The sequence below is a fragment of the Devosia sp. Root635 genome, assembly GCF_001427605.1.
In the GTDB taxonomy this organism is placed as follows: Bacteria; Pseudomonadota; Alphaproteobacteria; order Rhizobiales; family Devosiaceae; genus Devosia.
The window spans coordinates 18,538-33,940 of the sequence record NZ_LMGZ01000013.1; the positions used below are offsets into that span (position 1 = coordinate 18,538).

The window sequence follows — 15,403 nt, forward strand, 5'->3', positions numbered from 1 at the left end:
AGTCGCGGGAGCTGGACTGTCATCTGCTTGGCCGGTGTCGTTGTTGTAACGACGCCGAGCCGTGCCGATAGGCATGGTCGAGGCGACCCCGGACGGACGGGGGACGCCATGCTCAGATCGCTCTTGCTTGCCATGCCGCTTGTCCTGGTGGGAGCCGCCCTTGCCGGCGCGCAGCCCTTGCCTACCGGCATCATCGATCTCGGCGATGCGGTGGTGACCGGCTTTTCCGGCACCGTCGCGCCCGATCCGCTGACCCTGCCAGATGGTGTCGACCTCATCGACGAGACGCTGATCGATCTCGACGGCATTGCCGCCCGCATCATCGGCCTGGGCGGGCCCGGCTATGTCTGGGATGCGCGCGCCTCGGTCGCGCCCGAGCTGCGCCTGGTGCTGGCGCGCGAGGTCGGCCAGATCTTCGGCGTCACGCTCGACGATGCCGAATATCCCAATATCTATCTCACCGCGACCTCGGCCTATGGCCTGCCCATCGTCGCCGATGACGCCGATGATGACGGCCGCCCCGAGCGCCTGCTCGAAGGCGAGGCCGGCGCCCGCTTCATGGATGGCCTCTGGGGACCGAGTGGTGGCCCCGGCAGCATCTGGAAGGTCGATGGCGTCACCGGAGAAGTCACGCTTTTTGCCGATGTAACCCTCGATGGCGCGGCCAATCCCGGCGCCGCGCTGGGCAATATCGCCTATGACGCCGCCCATGCGCAGCTCTTCGTTTCCGACCGCGCCACCGGCATGATCCATCGCTTCGGCCTCGATGGGGTCGATCTGGAGCGGTTCGATCACGGCGTGGCAGGCCGCAGCGCTGCCGGCCTGCCGCCGGTGCCCTACGATCCTGCCGCCGCGCTCGATATTTCCAGAGGCGATTTCGATACCGAGGACCCCGATAGCTGGGGCTATGCCGATGCCGACCGCCAGGTCTGGGGCCTCGCCGTGCATGACGGCCGGCTCTATTACGCGGTGCTCGACGACAGCCAGGTATGGTCGGTGGGTATCGATATCGAGACCGGCGCCTTCGCCGCCGATCCGCGTTGGGAACTCGACGTGCCCAAGCGGCCCTCGAAGCTCCCCGTCAGCGACATCGTCTTCACCGAACTGGGCGCCATGATCCTGGCGCAGCGCGGCGACATCACCGCCACCTATGACTATACTGGCTTCGCCGAAACCGACGCGGCCCGCACCTATCGCTATTGGCTGGAAAACCCCGACGACCCGGCGACCCCCAGCCGCTGGATCGAGGAGCCGGAGGAATATGCCATCGGCTTCGGCGGCGATAACCGGCGCACCGAGGGGGGCGTCGATATCGGCTATGGCTATGACAGCAACGGCCTGCTCGACCTGACCTATTGCGAAGCCTCGCTGCTCAGCACCGCCGACGACCTGCGGCAGGATGACGACCTGGCCGATCAACTACTGCCGGGCGGCCCGCTGGCCATAGATGGCCTGCAGATCGCGCCGGCCGGCCCGGTCAGGCCCGAAAACACCCCGCCCTGGTTCAGCTATATGCTCGACCTCGCTCCGCTCCCCGGCACTACCGAAGTCGGTGGGCATGAGGGCGATGTCGCGGTCTACCGCCGCGGCTGCGGCGCCCCGCCTTACATCGGCACCTATGGCGGCGCCGGCTACGAAACGGACCCGCCCTATGTCAGCTACCCCGAAGACCCGGATAACCCCGACACGCCCGACGAACCGGATAATCCCGAGGACCCGACCTGCATTGGCGAAGCCTGTGCGCTCCCCGAATTCGATATTCTCAAGACCTGCCAGGCTTGCGCGATCAATCCTGAAACCGGCCTGCCGCGTTGCCAATGCCTTATCACCGTCACCTCCAACGGCGTGCCCTTTACCGGCGACCTGGTGGTGGACGAGCAGATGATGTTCGGCAGCAATCCGGCCAGCCAGACCGTCATTTCGCTCGGCTCCGCCGATCCCTGGACCTGTACCCAGCCGCCCTTCGCCCCCGCCGATCCGGCGCAATGCAAGATCGACTGGCAGACCCTGTCCGCGCTGGGCAACAGCTCATCCATCGCCGTCGAAATCGAACTGCCCGACCAGGGCGCCGCGGTCGACGCCACCAATTGCGCGCTGCTGACGCTGGGTGATGACGAGGTTGGCTATTCCTGCACCGACCTGGTCAATGAGGACCTCCAGGACATCGACATGCGGCTCGACAAGACCTGGGAGCCCGGCGCCGTGGCCGGGGCGGGAACCTTCGTGCTCACCGTGGGCAATGTCGGGGACGCCTTCGACGCCACCGCGGCGCTCAGCGTCACCGACACCATCCCCGCCGGCATCACCGTCACCACCGCCAGCGACACCGACTGGACCTGCGCGCCCATCCCGGCCACCGGCCCGGCCAGCATCACCTGCCAGTTCACCGGCACCGGCAGCATGGCCAGCGGCGCGACCTCGGAAATCCGGCTGGATGCCACCCTGGACGAAGCCGGCATCTTCGAGAATTGCGCCACCGTCGCCGTGCTGCCCGAATCCGGGCTGGCCGACAGCTATGGCCTCAATGACGAGGGCTGCGTCACCGTGGTCGAGGATGACGACGATTTCGATATTCCCGACGACGAGCCCGAATATGACCCGTCCTGCGGCACCAATGTCATCTTCGTGGTCGACGAATCCCGCTCCATCGCCGATGCCAACGCCACCTACTATGTCAATAATGCCCTGACCAATGCCGCCAGCATCTTCAACAGCAATGGCGCCCAGGCGGCGGTCATCCGCTTCTCGGACAATGCGGTGGTCAGCTACCCGATGGGGTCCGGCACTTTCCCGCTGGTGACCAATGGCTACAATCCCGCCGCCGGTGGCGGCACCAATTGGGAAGCGGCTTTGCTCGCCGCCAATTCGCTGCTGCCCAGCCCCAATACCATCATCGTCTTCATCACCGACGGCACCCCCACTGCCTATCTCGATGGCAGCGGCAATGTCGCCTACACCACCAATTCGGTACTAGCGACCAATGAAGCCATCGCGGCGGTCAACCTGATCTACGGCCAGGGCACGCCCATCGTCGGCATCGGCATCGGCAGTGTCTCGACCCATCTCGATGCGCTGCTGGGCACCAGCTCCCTCTCAAGCAGCTACGGCGCGCTCGATGCCGATCTGACCACGCTGGCCCGCAATGCCTGCGCCGATCTCTACCTCACCAAGACCATCAATCCCGGCTATGTCGACTTCCACTATATCTCCGGCGACGTCATCGCCACGGTGACGCTGGCTGTCACCAACACGTCGGCCTCGGCGCTGACCAATGTTACGGTCGAGGACGAACTGCCGGTCGACCTGACCAATCCCGCCGCTTTCAGCCAGCCGGCCACGGTCAGCGGCAGCACGGTGAGCTGGACCATTCCCTCCATCGCCGCCGGCGCCACCGCGACGCTGAGTTTCCAGACGACTTTGGTGCCCAATCCGGCGCCGACGCCCAATTGGCGGTGCCTCGCCAATTACGCGCAGGTGACCGCATCCGACAGCGCGCTGAATTCGGTCCCCGGCAACATGGCGAGCGCCCTGCTCGGTCCGGTGCATGAGCATGACGAGGCCTCGGCCAGCCTCTGCGTCCGCGACAAGGAACCGGTGACCCCGCCCGATTGCGGCGCGTCCTACCTGTGGGTGACCAAGAAGACCGACTTCCCCGAAGTCTGCGTCCCCGGCGGCAGCCCCGCCTGCAGCTTCACCATCACCGTGCGGGCCCAGTGCAAGGATTTCAACGGCCCGGTGCTGTTCGGCGACGGCGTTTCCAATGCCGGGACCGGGGTCGCCGCGCCCATTTCAGCCATCAGCAATACGGCCGTGCCCACTATCTGCGCCTGGCCAGCCGACTGGAGCGGCACGTCGACGCCATCGGAGTGCCTGGCCAATCTCAGCCTGCCGGTCAACCAGTCCATCACTTTCTCGGTGACGCTGGATGAACCAATTCCCGCCGGCAGCGGCTATCGCAACTGCTTCGTCGCCGACGGCAAGCCGGTGCTGCCAGCCGATTATGCGGGCGCGCTCGCGGATGTGAACCCGACTACCGCGCCCACGGGCGGGGTGTGGGGCAATTGCGCGCCGTTCAGCGTCGCCGGCCCGCCGCTGCCGATTCCGCGCCCGCCCCAGCCCGATGACAAGCGCACCATCTCCTGCAACGCGCCGGCCCAGCCCAGCGCCGATGGTACGGTCTGCATCTGCCCGCGCGGTACAAGGGCGCAGGGCAGCCAATGCGTCGCGATCGATCAGCCCCCGGTCCGGCCTGCGCCGATCCAGTGCAATCCGCCTGCCGTGCCCAACGCGGCGGGCACCGCCTGCGTCTGCCCGCAGGGCACCATTCCGCTCGGTACGCGCTGCATCACCCCCGAACTGCCCGATATCCTGCTGCCCAAGGCCGAGCCGGAACCCCGGCGCGAACCGCGCCATGAACCGGCCGCCCCGGCCCCCAAACCGGCTCCGATCCTGATCTTCCCCAAGCTCCCCGGCGGCCTGTTCGGCGGCTGAGGAGAGGGACTATCGCATATGGGCTGGCACGACCTCGCCCACCCACCGCGCGGCTCCCCCCCTCGACGGGGGAGGTTGGGAGGGGTGTGGGGAGCCACGATAGATGGGGGCAAAACATCCCCCACCCTTGACCCCTCCCCGCAAGGGGGGAGGGAGTCGACTGAGATATTTGCGCGCCCCAGTGGGAGAGGTGGTGTCCCCTATCCGTGCTTGATCGGATTGAGCTTGCGCCAGGCGTCGTATTCTTCGCGCGCATCGGCATGCAGCGGGTAATAGCGCTGCAGCGGTGCGCCTTCCATCAGCTTCATGCGGGAGAAATCCTCCCATTCATGATGCTCCCGCGACTTGGCGATGACATCACCGGCCAGGGCCACCGGCAGTACCACCGCGCCATCGTCATCGGCCACGATGATATCGCCGGGAATGACCGTCACCCCGCCACAGGCGATCGGCACATTGACGGCAAAGGGCATGAGCCCGGTCTGGGTATGGAAGTTCGGCGTCCAGCCGCGCACCCACAAGGCAAGATCGAGCTTCTTGAGGTTGGGATAGTCGCGCAGCACGCCGTCGATGATCATGCCGGCGCCGCCGCGGCCCTTGAAATAGGTGCTCATCATGTCGCCGAACACGCCCGCCGTCATGTCGCCGCGGGCATCGACCACAACGATATCGCCCTCCTCGACATGATAGAGCACATGCCGGTGGAGCTGCTTTTCCGGGTCCGAATATTCGCCCTCGCCGTAAAGGTCCTCGCGCTTGGGCATGAATTGCAGCGTCAGCGCCGGCCCGACGATCGACTTGCCCTTGTTCCAGCTCACCGGCCCCTGGATATGCGGATTGCGGATGCCCATATGGCCCAGCGTCCCGGCCACCGTGGCCGAGCCAATATCCTTGAGCGCGTCGATAATGTCCTTGGGCGGGCGGTTGATGCCGGGTGTATGCGTCACGGGAAAATCTCCTTCTATTCCACCACATCATTCCCGCGCAGGCGGGAATCCATTCTTGCCGGGCCATCCACGGAGTGGATTCCCGCCTGCGCGGGAATGATGCGGTGGATCGCTACCAGTTGGTCACGGAACCGTCCTGGCGCCGCAGATGCGGCGCTTCCCAGAATTTGAAGCTCTGCTTTTTCACCAGCGCCTCATCCACCTCGACGCCAAGGCCCGGCGCGTCGCCTACCTCGTAGACGGCGCCGTTGAGGCGCGGCTGGGTGATGAAAATCTCGGCATTGTCGAAGCCATGATAGAGCTCGCCCGGCGACGCCCGGGTTTCGAGCCAGGCGAAATTGGCCACGGAGGCCGCGAAGTGGATCGTCGCCGCCGTGCAGATCGGCCCCAGCGGATTGTGCGGCATCATGTCGACATAATGCGCCTCGCTCCAGCCGGCCACCTTCATCGCCTCGGTCAGCCCGCCGACATTGCACACATCGATGCGGTTGAACTGGTGGATGTCGCGCTCGATGAATGGCAGGAACTGCCATTTGCTGGCGAATTCCTCGCCGATGGCGAAGGGCACGTCGGTCATCCTGCGCAGGGCCTCATAGGCCTCCGGTGTCTCGTCGCGGATCGGCTCCTCGAGGAAATCCAGCGTGCCGGACGGCATCTTCTGGCAATAGCTGGCGGCTTCCGCCACCGACAGCCGATGGTGGTAATCCACCCCCAGCACCACGTCGTCGCCCAGCGCCTCGCGCGCCTTGACGCACCATTTCGCCGTCTCGCCGATGCTCTGGCGCGGCTCGTAAACCTGCGAGTTGCCATGGCCATGCGGGAACAGGCGAATGCAATCCCAGCCCATCGCCATGAGCTCGCGCGCCTGCTCGATCATCTCCGGGCCGCACGGCCCCCTGGTGGTGGCAAAGGTCGGGATGCGGTCGCGCTGCTTGCCGCCCAGCAATTGATAGACCGGCACGCCAAGCGCCTTGCCCTTGATGTCGTGTAGCGCGATGTCGATCGCCGAGATCGCGGCGGTCAGCACCCGCCCGCCCTCGAAATACTGGCTGCGATACATTTCCTGCCACAGCGCGCCTGTTGCCATCGCATCGCGCCCGATCAGGAATTCGCGATAATGCTCGATGGCCCCGGCCACCGCCAGCTCACGCCCGCTGAGCCCGCTCTCGCCCCAGCCATGGATGCCCTCGTCGGTCTCCACCTTGACGATGAGCTGGTTCCGCGTGCCGACCCAGACCGGGTAGGGGATGATGGCGGTGATTTTCATGGAAGAAACTCATGTTTCGATCTTTCCGCAAACACCGGGCGGCACCTCCCCCTTGACGGGGGAGGTTGGGAGGGGGTGGCGGTTGGCCCGGATATCGGGGCCAAACGCCCCCCACCCTTGATCCCTCCCCGCAAGGGGGAGGGAGACGACTGAAACGACCGTGACACCGCCATACCGCCCTCAAATCGCCTTCAGCGCCATCGTCGTCTCCGCATCGAACAGATGCATCCGCTCCTGGTCGAACTCGACCCAAACCATCTCGTCGGGTTCGATCCTGGCGGTCGGTTCGAGGCTGATATTGACCACCGCGCCATTGATGAACACCTGCGCGAAGGTCACATCGCCGGTCGGCTCCACCGTATAGACCTTGCCCGGCACCGCCCCGGGCGTGGCCGCCTTGTGCAGTTTGAGCGTCGAATGGCGGGCGCCGAGCACGATTTTGTTGGTGGTCGAATTGGCCGCCTTGCGCGCATTGAGTTGCGACAGCGGCAGCTCCCAACCCTCGGGGCTCCTGAGCGCGTTGCCCACGGCTTCGAGCGGGATCAGGCTCATCGCCGGGCTGCCGACAAAGCTGGCCACGAATGTATTGACCGGGTTGGCGAACACATTGGCCGGCGTATCATATTGCTGCAGCAATCCGCCGCTCATCACCGCCATCTTGTCGGCCATGGTCACCGCTTCGAGCTGGTCATGCGTCACATAGACCACGGTGGCGTTGAGGTTGTGGTGGAAGCGCTTGATCTCGCTGCGCATCTGCACGCGCAGCTTGGCATCGAGATTGGACAGCGGCTCGTCCATCAGGAACACGGCCGGGTCGCGCACCAGCGCCCGCCCCAAAGCCACGCGCTGCTGCTGTCCGCCCGACAGTTCGCGCGGCTTGCGATCGAGCAGGTGGGTGATGTCGAGCAGCCTGGCCGCATCCTGCACCTTGCGGTCGATCTCCTCCTTGGGGAGCTTGCGCATCTGCAGCGGGAAGGCGAGATTTTTGTAGACAGTCTTGTTGGGATAGAGCGCATAGTTCTGGAACACCATGGCGATGTCCCGGTCCTTGGGGTCGAGATCGTTGACGATGCGGTTGCCGATGCTGATATCGCCGCCGCTCATCGGCAACAGCCCGGCGATCAGGTTGAGCGTCGTCGTCTTGCCGCAGCCCGACGGGCCGACCAACGCGATGAATTCGCCGTCGTTGACGGTGAGCGAGACGTCGTTGACGGCATAGAGATTGCCGTAAGTCTTTATGACGTTCTGGAGGACCACCTCGGCCATCGGCTCATCTCCTAATGTTTGACGGCGCCTTCGGTGAGGGCACGCACGAAGTATTTCTGCAGGACCAGGAACATCACCACGACGGGCACGCTCATGAGGAAAGTGGCGGCCATCAGCCCCGGCCAGTCGGTGGCGAATTCGGTGAAGAACCGCTGGATGCCGACCGGCAGGGTCATCTGGTCGTCGCGCGACAGGAAGGTGTAGGCGTAGACATATTCGTTCCACGCCCCGATGAACGAGAAGATGGACGTGGCGATGATGCCCGGCGTCGATAGCGGCATGACGATCAGCAGGAACGCCTGCAGCCGCGTCGCCCCGTCGATCCGCGCCGCCTGTTCGAGCTGGATGGGGATGTTGTCGTAAAACCCCTTGAGCAGCCAGATCGACAGCGGCAGTCCGAAGGTCAGATAGGTCAGGATCAGCGATCCATGCGTATTGACCAGCCCCATCCACCGCATCAGCAGGAACAGCGGCATCAGGAACACCACGGCCGGGAACATGTTGCGCACCAGCACGGCGAAGAACATGAAGTTGCGGCCCGGAAAGCGGAAGCGCGAGAAGGCATAGGCCGCCGGCACCGCCACCACCACGCCCAGGATCGTGGTCAGCAGCGATACATAGAAGCTGTTCCAGAAGTAGCGCAGGAAATCCTGCCCGATGCGCTGGGTGGGGTCGAGCAGCTTGAAATAGTTGTTCAGCGTCGGCTCGGCCGGCCACCATTGCGGTGGATATTGCATGGCCGCGAACTGCGACTTGACCGAGGTCAGGATCATCCAGGCCATCGGCAGCACGGTGAACAGCAGCAGGAAGGTCAGGAACACCCGCCCCGCCCAGCGCCACCAGTCGACGGGTTTCTTCACCACCGGACGGATGCGGGTCGCGGTTGTGTCAGTCATGGCTGCGCTCCCGATTCCGCGCAAGCGCCCAACGACCCCCACCCCCGGCCCCTCCCCTCAAGGGGGAGGGGTGCAATGGAACCGAAGCCCGCAGTCAGGCCTCCCCTCCCCCTTGAGGGGAGGGGTTGGGGGTGGGGGTCCATCAGTCTGGCTGCCGACTCACTCATGCGCCTTGCCTCGTTTCGTCGCCGCGGGTCAGCGCCTTCACGTAGAAGTAGCCCAGCGTCATCATCACCACGAACAGGATCACCGCATAGGCCGAGGCCGCGCCCCATTGCTGGCGCCCGAAGGCGAGCTGGTAGATATGGGTGATCCAGATATGGGAGGCGTCGGCCGGCCCGCCGCCGGTCATCACGAAGGGAATGATGAACGAGTTGAAATTGGCCACCATTAGCAGCAGGATCGTCACCATCGACACGCCCTTGAGATGGGGGAAGGTGACGTGCCAGAAGCGGTCCCAGGTATTGGCGCCATCCACCATGGCGGCGCGGTGCAACTGGTCCGGCACCGTCTGCAGCCCGGCCATCAGCATCACCATGGCGAAGGAGAATTCCTTCCAGATATTGACCACGATCAGCGAGGCGAGAACGGTCTGCCGGTTATCGAGGAAATTGATCGGCTCGTCGGTAAAGCCCAAAGCCACCGAAATCGCCCCGATCACCCCGAAATCGGAGTGGTAGAGCCATTTCCACACATAGGATGCCGCCACGGCGCTGATCACATAGGGGATCAGCAGCAGCGCCCGCAGCACGCCGCGGCCGACGAATTCGCGGTGCAGCGACAAGGCAGCGCCGAGGCCCAGCAGGAATGAAAACACCGTCGAGGCCAGGGTCCAGATGATGGTCTGGATGGTCACCTCGTGGAACACCGACGAGTTGAGCACCAGCGAATAATTGCTCAGCCCGGTCCAGATCTTGTCCTTCATCTGCAGGTTGGGCGGCGTGCGGAAAAAGCTCAGCTCGATCGTGTAGTAGATCGGAAAGGCGATCACCACGAGCATGACGATCAGCGCCGGCAGCACGTAGAGATAGTCAGCGCGATGCTTGATGATGCGGCTGACGATATTGGGTTTTTTCTGCACCGCCCTGGCGGCCGATGGCCCTGCGGCTTGCCCTGTTATCGTGCTCACGCGCCGTCCTTTCTTCGATGTCGAAAGCACCGGCGGCACCTGGGCGCCGCCGGCATGGGCAGGGAGGAACCTTAGAGCCCGCCGCCGAGCAGGGCGTCGACCTTGGCCGCCGCGTCGGCCGCCGCTTCATCCACCGTCATGCGTTCGGTCAAGGCGTTCTGCAGCATGTCGGGAACGATGATGTTCATGATCTCGGTCGCCTCGGGAATGACCGGGAAGGGGATGCCGCTGGGCAGCATGGATGTGGTGACGTCGAGGAACTTGATGGTGTCGAGGCGTTCCTTCATCCATTCGGTCTTGAAGCCGGCGAGATTGCCTGGATTGGACCCGGTCCAGGCCAGCTTGGTCGACCATTCCGGGCTGTTCCAGAAGCAGGCGAAGGCCTTGGCCGCCATCTCGTCGAATCCGCCCTCGACATACTCCTCATTGATGAAGTGCATGTTGGAGCCGCCGAACACCACGGCGCGACGTGCCGGACCTTCCGGGATCAGGCCGTAGCGCATATTGGCCACCACGGTATCGGCGACCTCCTTGTCGGCGCCCGTCGCCTGGCCCGCCAGGTCCACCATCTTGGCATATTCGGACGGGTGGGCGATCATCATGGCCAACTGGCCGGCGATGAAGGGCGACTGGTTTTCGTTCTGCGTATTGGTCAGGGCCGAGGTCGGCACCGATTTGTCGCGGACATACATGTCGTACGCCGCCTGCAAGGCCGCCTTGGCGCCGTCATTGTCGAGATAGGAATCCTGGTAGCTGGGGCTGGCCTCGGCTTCGTCCAGCGCGCCGCCGCCATAGGCCCAGAGCTGGGGCATGAAGCGGAACGGCGTATTGCCGGCATTCTGCCGGGCGACCAGGCCATAGCCGGAAATGCCCAGCTTGTCGTGGATGGTCTTGGAATAGGTGACCACGTCGTCCCAGGTTGCCGGCGGGCTTTCCGGGTCGAGGCCGGCCCGCTCGAAGATATCGGCATTCCAGATCATGGCCATGGTTTCGTTATTGGTCGGCACGCCATAGGTCACGCCGTCCCAGGTCACCGATTTCATGGCGCCGGGCCAGAAGTCGGCGGTGGGATAGCCGATATCTTCCGGCGCCAATTCCTGGAAATAGCCCTTGGAGGCGAATTCCACGCCACCCAGGATTTGCAGGCGCACCACCATCGGCCCGGCATTGCCGAGCAGGGTGGTACGCAGCCGGTCGAGCAATTGGTTGTAGTCGATATTCTGCGCGTCGGTTTCGATATTGGGATAGGTCTTGGCCCAGGCGGCCCAGAATTCGTCGTTGATCTGGTGTTCGATCTGTGGCGATGCCTCGGTCGGCCCGGTCCACCAATAGGTCAGCCGGCCGGTATAATCGAGCGGCACCACGTCGGCGCAATGGCCTGCGGTGTCGAAGGTCTCGGTGCCGGCGATGGATTTGATATAGTCCGGCGACCATTGGCTGAGATCGACCGACTGGGCGTAAGCGGTCGTCGACATCAGGGACGTGGTCGTCAGTGCCGCAATGGCATAGGCAACGACCTGCCGACGGATCGGCGCGCCCGACCGCATGTCGCGGCCTTGCAAATTCGTCATCGATAGTCCTCCTCGCGTTCGGAAGACCGTCCAGCCCCCTCGGCCGAACCTGGGCTTCCTCGCAGCACCTGCTGCGCCTCCTCGATATGCAGACTGTCGCGGTAGCGCTAACAACCTACTGGCGGGTCCGGCTTGTTGCCCCTTGTTTCCCGCGGACCGAACACTCCCAGACCAAAACTTATCTGTCAATAACGAATGGATCATACATTATTTTGTAATTTTAGCGTGCCAACTGGCTTGGCTTGTCCCGCAAAGCCGCCTAAAACAGGGGCTATGAGCGAAACTGACGTGCCGGTAGCGCTACCCGAAAGCGCAAATGATCCACAGGCATCCGTGTATGAAATGATCCGCGAGGACATCATTTCGGCCCGGCTGCAACCCAATGCCCGGCTCAAGGTCGCCGACCTCGCCACCGCCTACGGCACCTCCACCAATCCGGTGCGCGAGGCCCTCCAGCAATTGCGCGGCGAAGGCTTCGTGGTGATGGAGCCCAATCGCGGGGCCCGCGTCGTCGCCATCGACGAGGATTTCGTCCGCGACATCATCGAGATCGAGATGCTGATCGAGCCGGCGCTGACGCGGTGGTTCGTCACCATCGCCGCCGATACCGACATCGCCGATCTGGAAGCGTCCCAGGCCGAGATCGAGGCGCTCAATTTCGCCGATCCGCGCCAGCATGGCGAACTCGATACCCGCTTTCACCAACTCATCTATGACCGCCACTACAACCGCCATGCCGCCGAGCTGTGGTGGAAGCATCGCGAGATCCTGCGCGCCATCAGCCGCCGCTTTCCCACCTCGCTCAGTCGCCGCCAGGCCGTGTTGCGCGAGCATCGCGAACTGATCGAGGCCATCCGCGCCCAGGACGCCGACCGCGCCGCGTCAGTGGTGGCGCGCCATGTCGAGGGCTCGGGCCGCCACATCATCGAGCAGATGGGCGTGGCCAAACGCAACGGGGCCCGGAGGAGCGGCGGGTAGCGTTCGGAATTCTCAGTCGGCCTCCCTCCCCCTTGAGGGGAGGGCCGGGGAGGGGGTGGTTTGGTGATCACCGAAGAACTCCTCCCTCGATCCCCCTCAAGGGGGAGGGAAGGTCGACGGAGGGGACAGACAATTGAGGGGAGATTTTCATGACGAAGGAATTTGCCGAGACTATCGAGAACAATGTCCGCATGAGCTCGCGCCCGAGCGAGTTGCGCATCACCGATATCCGCGTCGCCGAGATCGTCGGCGCGCCCTTCACCTCGGCTTTGCTCAAGATTTACACCAACCAGGGCATTGTCGGGCTGGGCGAGGTGCGCGACGGCGCCAGCGCCACCTATGCGCTGATGCTCAAGAGCCGGCTGCTGGGCGAAAATCCCTGTGATATCGACCGCCTGTTCCGCCGCATCAAGCAGTTCGGCGGCCACGGCAGGCAGGGCGGCGGCGTCTCGGCCATTGAGATCGCGCTATGGGACCTGGCTGGCAAGGCCTATGGCGTGCCCATCTACCAGATGTTGGGCGGCAAGTTCCGCGACAAGGTGCGCGTCTATTGCGATACCGACGCCGAAAAGCCCAGCGGAACCGAGACCGGCAAGCGGCTGAAAGCGCGCATGGAGCTCGGCTTCACCTTCCTCAAGATGGATCTCGGCCTGATGCAGATCGCCGATGTGCCCGGCGCCGTCGTCGCCCCGGCCGGCTCGCTGGAAGGCTATCGCATCCATCCCGGCCGCGGCCCGGTCAAGTCCATGGAAGACCGCCGCGCCCGCAACGCGGTCTATGACACGCACAATGTCCGCCACCCGTTCAGCGGGTTGCATTTTACCGACAAGGGCCTCGACCTGCTCGAGCAATATATCCACGAGGTCCGCGAGGTCATCGGCTACGAAGTGCCGCTGGCCATCGACCATGTCGGCCACATCTCGCTGCAGAACGGCATAAGGCTGGCGCGGCGCATCGAGAAATACGTGCCCGCCTGGCTCGAGGACGTCATCCCCTGGCAATATACCGACCAGTATCGCCAGCTCCAGGAAGCGACCACGGTGCCCATCTGCACCGGCGAGGACATCTACCTCAAGGAAGGCTTCGAGCCGCTGCTGAAGTCGGGCATCTCGGTCATCCATCCGGACCTGCTGACCTCGGGCGGCATCCTCGAAACCAAGAAGCTCGGCGACGCTGCCCAGGACCATGGCGTGGCCATGGCCATTCACATGGCCGAAAGCCCCATCGCCGCCATGGCCGCCGCCCATGTCGCCATCGCCACGGAAAACTTCATGGCGCTCGAATATCACAGCGTCGAGGTCGACTGGTGGGACGATATCGTCACCGGCCTGCCCAAGCCCCTGGTCAAGGACGGCTTCATCACCGTGCCCGACAAGCCGGGCCTGGGCATAGACGACGTGGTCGACGAGGTCATCAGCCAGCACCTGCAACCCGGCGTCACCGGCATCTGGCAACCCACCGACCATTGGGACCAGGAATATTCCTGGGATCGCACCTGGAGCTGACACCTCTCCCTTCGGGGGAGAGGTCGACCCGTCTTCGGGTCGGGTGAGGGGGCCTTCCCCACGCACCGACCCCGTAAAGGCCCCCTCACCCGGCGCTAGCGCGCCGACCTCTCCCCCAAAGGAGAGGCGAAGAAAGGCAAAAAGGATGAAAATCACCGACCTGCGCTGCGCCGTCATCGGCCGCCACCCCATCGTCCGCATCGTCACCGACGAGGGGCTTTACGGGCTCGGCGAGGTGGAATTCACCAAGACCTACCTCAAGCCCTGGGTCCTGCATTTCCGCGACGCGCTGATCGGCGAGGACCCCACCGATGTCGAGCGCTGCATGCTGAAAATCCGCCAGCGCGGCAGCTTCAAGCCCTATGGCGCCGCCGTCTCGGCCATCGAGCATGCTTTGTGGGACATTGCCGGCAAGGCCGCCAATGTGCCGGCCTACAAGCTGCTCGGGGGCAAGGTGCGCGACAAGGTGCGCGTCTATAACGGCTCCATCCGCAGGAAGCGGACCGGCGACCGGCCGGAGGACTATGCCGATGACGTGCGCTGGATGATGGAGCAGCCTCAGAACTTCTTCATGGTCAAGCAGGGCATCTCCTTTCACTCCAACATGAAGGACAATGTGGAAGACTTCCACTATGGCGTCCGCCAGAAAAAGGCCGGCTATCACGGCGCCATGGACCAGGGGCAGATTTCCGAGCGCGGCTTCAACCACATGCTCGATTGCGTCGCCGCCATGAAGGAAGTGCTGGGCGACAAGGTCTCCCTCGCCCTCGATTGCGGCCCCGGCTGGTTCCTCAATGATGCCATCCGCTTCGCCCGGGCCGTCGAGAAATACGACCTGATGTGGCTCGAAGACATGCTGACCGGCGACTACGTTCCCTGGGTCAATCCGCAGGCCTATCGCGAGCTCACCACCTCCACCTCGACGCCGATCCATACCGGCGAGCAAATCTACCTGCGGCACAATTTCAAGGAACTGATCGAGACCCAGGCCGTCCGCGTCGTCGGCCCCGACCCCGCCGATATCGGCGGCATTGCCGAGCTGAAATGGGTGGCCGAGCACGCCTATATGCACTCGATCATGATGGCCCCGCACGGCACCGCCAATGGCCTGCTCGGCCTCGGCGCGCTCATCAATGTCTGCGCCACCCTGCCGGCCAATTACATCGCCTTCGAATATCCCAGCGCCTCCGACCCCTGGTGGGAGGACATCGTCATCGGCCTGCCCGAGCAGATCGTGACGGACAGCCATGTGGATTTGCTGCCGGCGCCGGGGCTGGGGCTCGATATCGATCCGGTGGGGGCGAAGAAATACCTGCTGGAAGAGGATGCGGGGTTCTTCGAGCCGTAGGCGCC

General features: G+C 64.2%; 10 protein-coding genes. 4 read left to right on the forward strand and 6 right to left on the reverse strand.

Annotation, left to right across the window (positions count from 1 at the left end; translation table 11 throughout):
* The first annotated feature begins 108 nt into the window (after positions 1 to 108).
* On the forward strand, positions 109 to 4,491 hold the full coding sequence (locus ASD80_RS08535; RefSeq protein ID WP_056231432.1) for a VWA domain-containing protein: 4,383 nt from the start codon (positions 109 to 111) through the stop codon (positions 4,489 to 4,491).
* A gap of 200 nt (positions 4,492 to 4,691) precedes the next feature.
* Here ASD80_RS08535 and ASD80_RS08540 read toward each other — a convergent pair whose 3' ends face one another.
* From ASD80_RS08540 to ASD80_RS08565, 6 genes are all read right to left on the reverse strand, one after another.
* Positions 4,692 to 5,438 (reverse strand): ribonuclease activity regulator RraA, encoded by a 747-nt coding sequence (locus ASD80_RS08540; RefSeq protein ID WP_056231435.1) that lies wholly within the window; start codon positions 5,436 to 5,438, stop codon positions 4,692 to 4,694.
* Positions 5,439 to 5,550: 112 nt separating this feature from the next.
* Positions 5,551 to 6,705: a mandelate racemase/muconate lactonizing enzyme family protein gene (locus ASD80_RS08545; protein ID WP_056231437.1), complete on the reverse strand. Its 1,155-nt coding sequence runs from the start codon at positions 6,703 to 6,705 to the stop codon at positions 5,551 to 5,553.
* Between the two features lie 180 nt (positions 6,706 to 6,885).
* On the reverse strand, positions 6,886 to 7,971 hold the full coding sequence (locus tag ASD80_RS08550) for an ABC transporter ATP-binding protein (RefSeq protein ID WP_056231444.1): 1,086 nt from the start codon (positions 7,969 to 7,971) through the stop codon (positions 6,886 to 6,888).
* Between the two features lie 11 nt (positions 7,972 to 7,982).
* Positions 7,983 to 8,867: a carbohydrate ABC transporter permease gene (locus ASD80_RS08555; RefSeq protein WP_056231446.1), complete on the reverse strand. Its 885-nt coding sequence runs from the start codon at positions 8,865 to 8,867 to the stop codon at positions 7,983 to 7,985.
* 163 nt (positions 8,868 to 9,030) lie between these two features.
* Positions 9,031 to 9,996, reverse strand: coding sequence for a carbohydrate ABC transporter permease (locus tag ASD80_RS08560; protein WP_056231449.1), 966 nt, complete (start codon positions 9,994 to 9,996; stop codon positions 9,031 to 9,033).
* Between the two features lie 71 nt (positions 9,997 to 10,067).
* Positions 10,068 to 11,471 carry an extracellular solute-binding protein gene (locus tag ASD80_RS08565; RefSeq protein ID WP_156460382.1) on the reverse strand — a complete coding sequence of 468 codons (1,404 nt, stop codon included), beginning with the start codon at positions 11,469 to 11,471 and terminating at the stop codon, positions 10,068 to 10,070.
* A 369-nt stretch (positions 11,472 to 11,840) separates the two neighbouring features.
* On the opposite strand from ASD80_RS08565, the gene ASD80_RS08570 reads away from it, so the two are divergent.
* From ASD80_RS08570 to ASD80_RS08580, 3 genes are all read left to right on the forward strand, one after another.
* Positions 11,841 to 12,545 (forward strand): GntR family transcriptional regulator, encoded by a 705-nt coding sequence (locus ASD80_RS08570; protein ID WP_056231454.1) that lies wholly within the window; start codon positions 11,841 to 11,843, stop codon positions 12,543 to 12,545.
* A gap of 149 nt (positions 12,546 to 12,694) precedes the next feature.
* Positions 12,695 to 14,050 carry a mandelate racemase/muconate lactonizing enzyme family protein gene (locus ASD80_RS08575; protein ID WP_056231458.1) on the forward strand — a complete coding sequence of 452 codons (1,356 nt, stop codon included), beginning with the start codon at positions 12,695 to 12,697 and terminating at the stop codon, positions 14,048 to 14,050.
* Between the two features lie 145 nt (positions 14,051 to 14,195).
* Positions 14,196 to 15,398, forward strand: coding sequence for a mandelate racemase/muconate lactonizing enzyme family protein (locus tag ASD80_RS08580; protein ID WP_056231460.1), 1,203 nt, complete (start codon positions 14,196 to 14,198; stop codon positions 15,396 to 15,398).
* Positions 15,399 to 15,403: the final 5 nt, after the last annotated feature.

Excerpts from the sequence above, each read along its gene's own strand:
- ASD80_RS08535 (WP_056231432.1), top strand. The coding sequence starts at position 109 with ATGCTCAGATCGCTCTTGCTTGCCATGCCGCTTGTCCTGGTGGGAGCC.
- ASD80_RS08545 (WP_056231437.1), bottom strand. The coding sequence starts at position 6,705 with ATGAAAATCACCGCCATCATCCCCTACCCGGTCTGGGTCGGCACGCGG.
- ASD80_RS08550 (WP_056231444.1), bottom strand. The coding sequence starts at position 7,971 with ATGGCCGAGGTGGTCCTCCAGAACGTCATAAAGACTTACGGCAATCTC.
- ASD80_RS08555 (WP_056231446.1), bottom strand. The coding sequence starts at position 8,867 with ATGACTGACACAACCGCGACCCGCATCCGTCCGGTGGTGAAGAAACCC.
- ASD80_RS08565 (WP_156460382.1), bottom strand. The coding sequence starts at position 11,471 with ATGTCGACGACCGCTTACGCCCAGTCGGTCGATCTCAGCCAATGGTCG.
- ASD80_RS08570 (WP_056231454.1), top strand. The coding sequence starts at position 11,841 with ATGAGCGAAACTGACGTGCCGGTAGCGCTACCCGAAAGCGCAAATGAT.
- ASD80_RS08575 (WP_056231458.1), top strand. The coding sequence starts at position 12,695 with ATGACGAAGGAATTTGCCGAGACTATCGAGAACAATGTCCGCATGAGC.
- ASD80_RS08580 (WP_056231460.1), top strand. The coding sequence starts at position 14,196 with ATGAAAATCACCGACCTGCGCTGCGCCGTCATCGGCCGCCACCCCATC.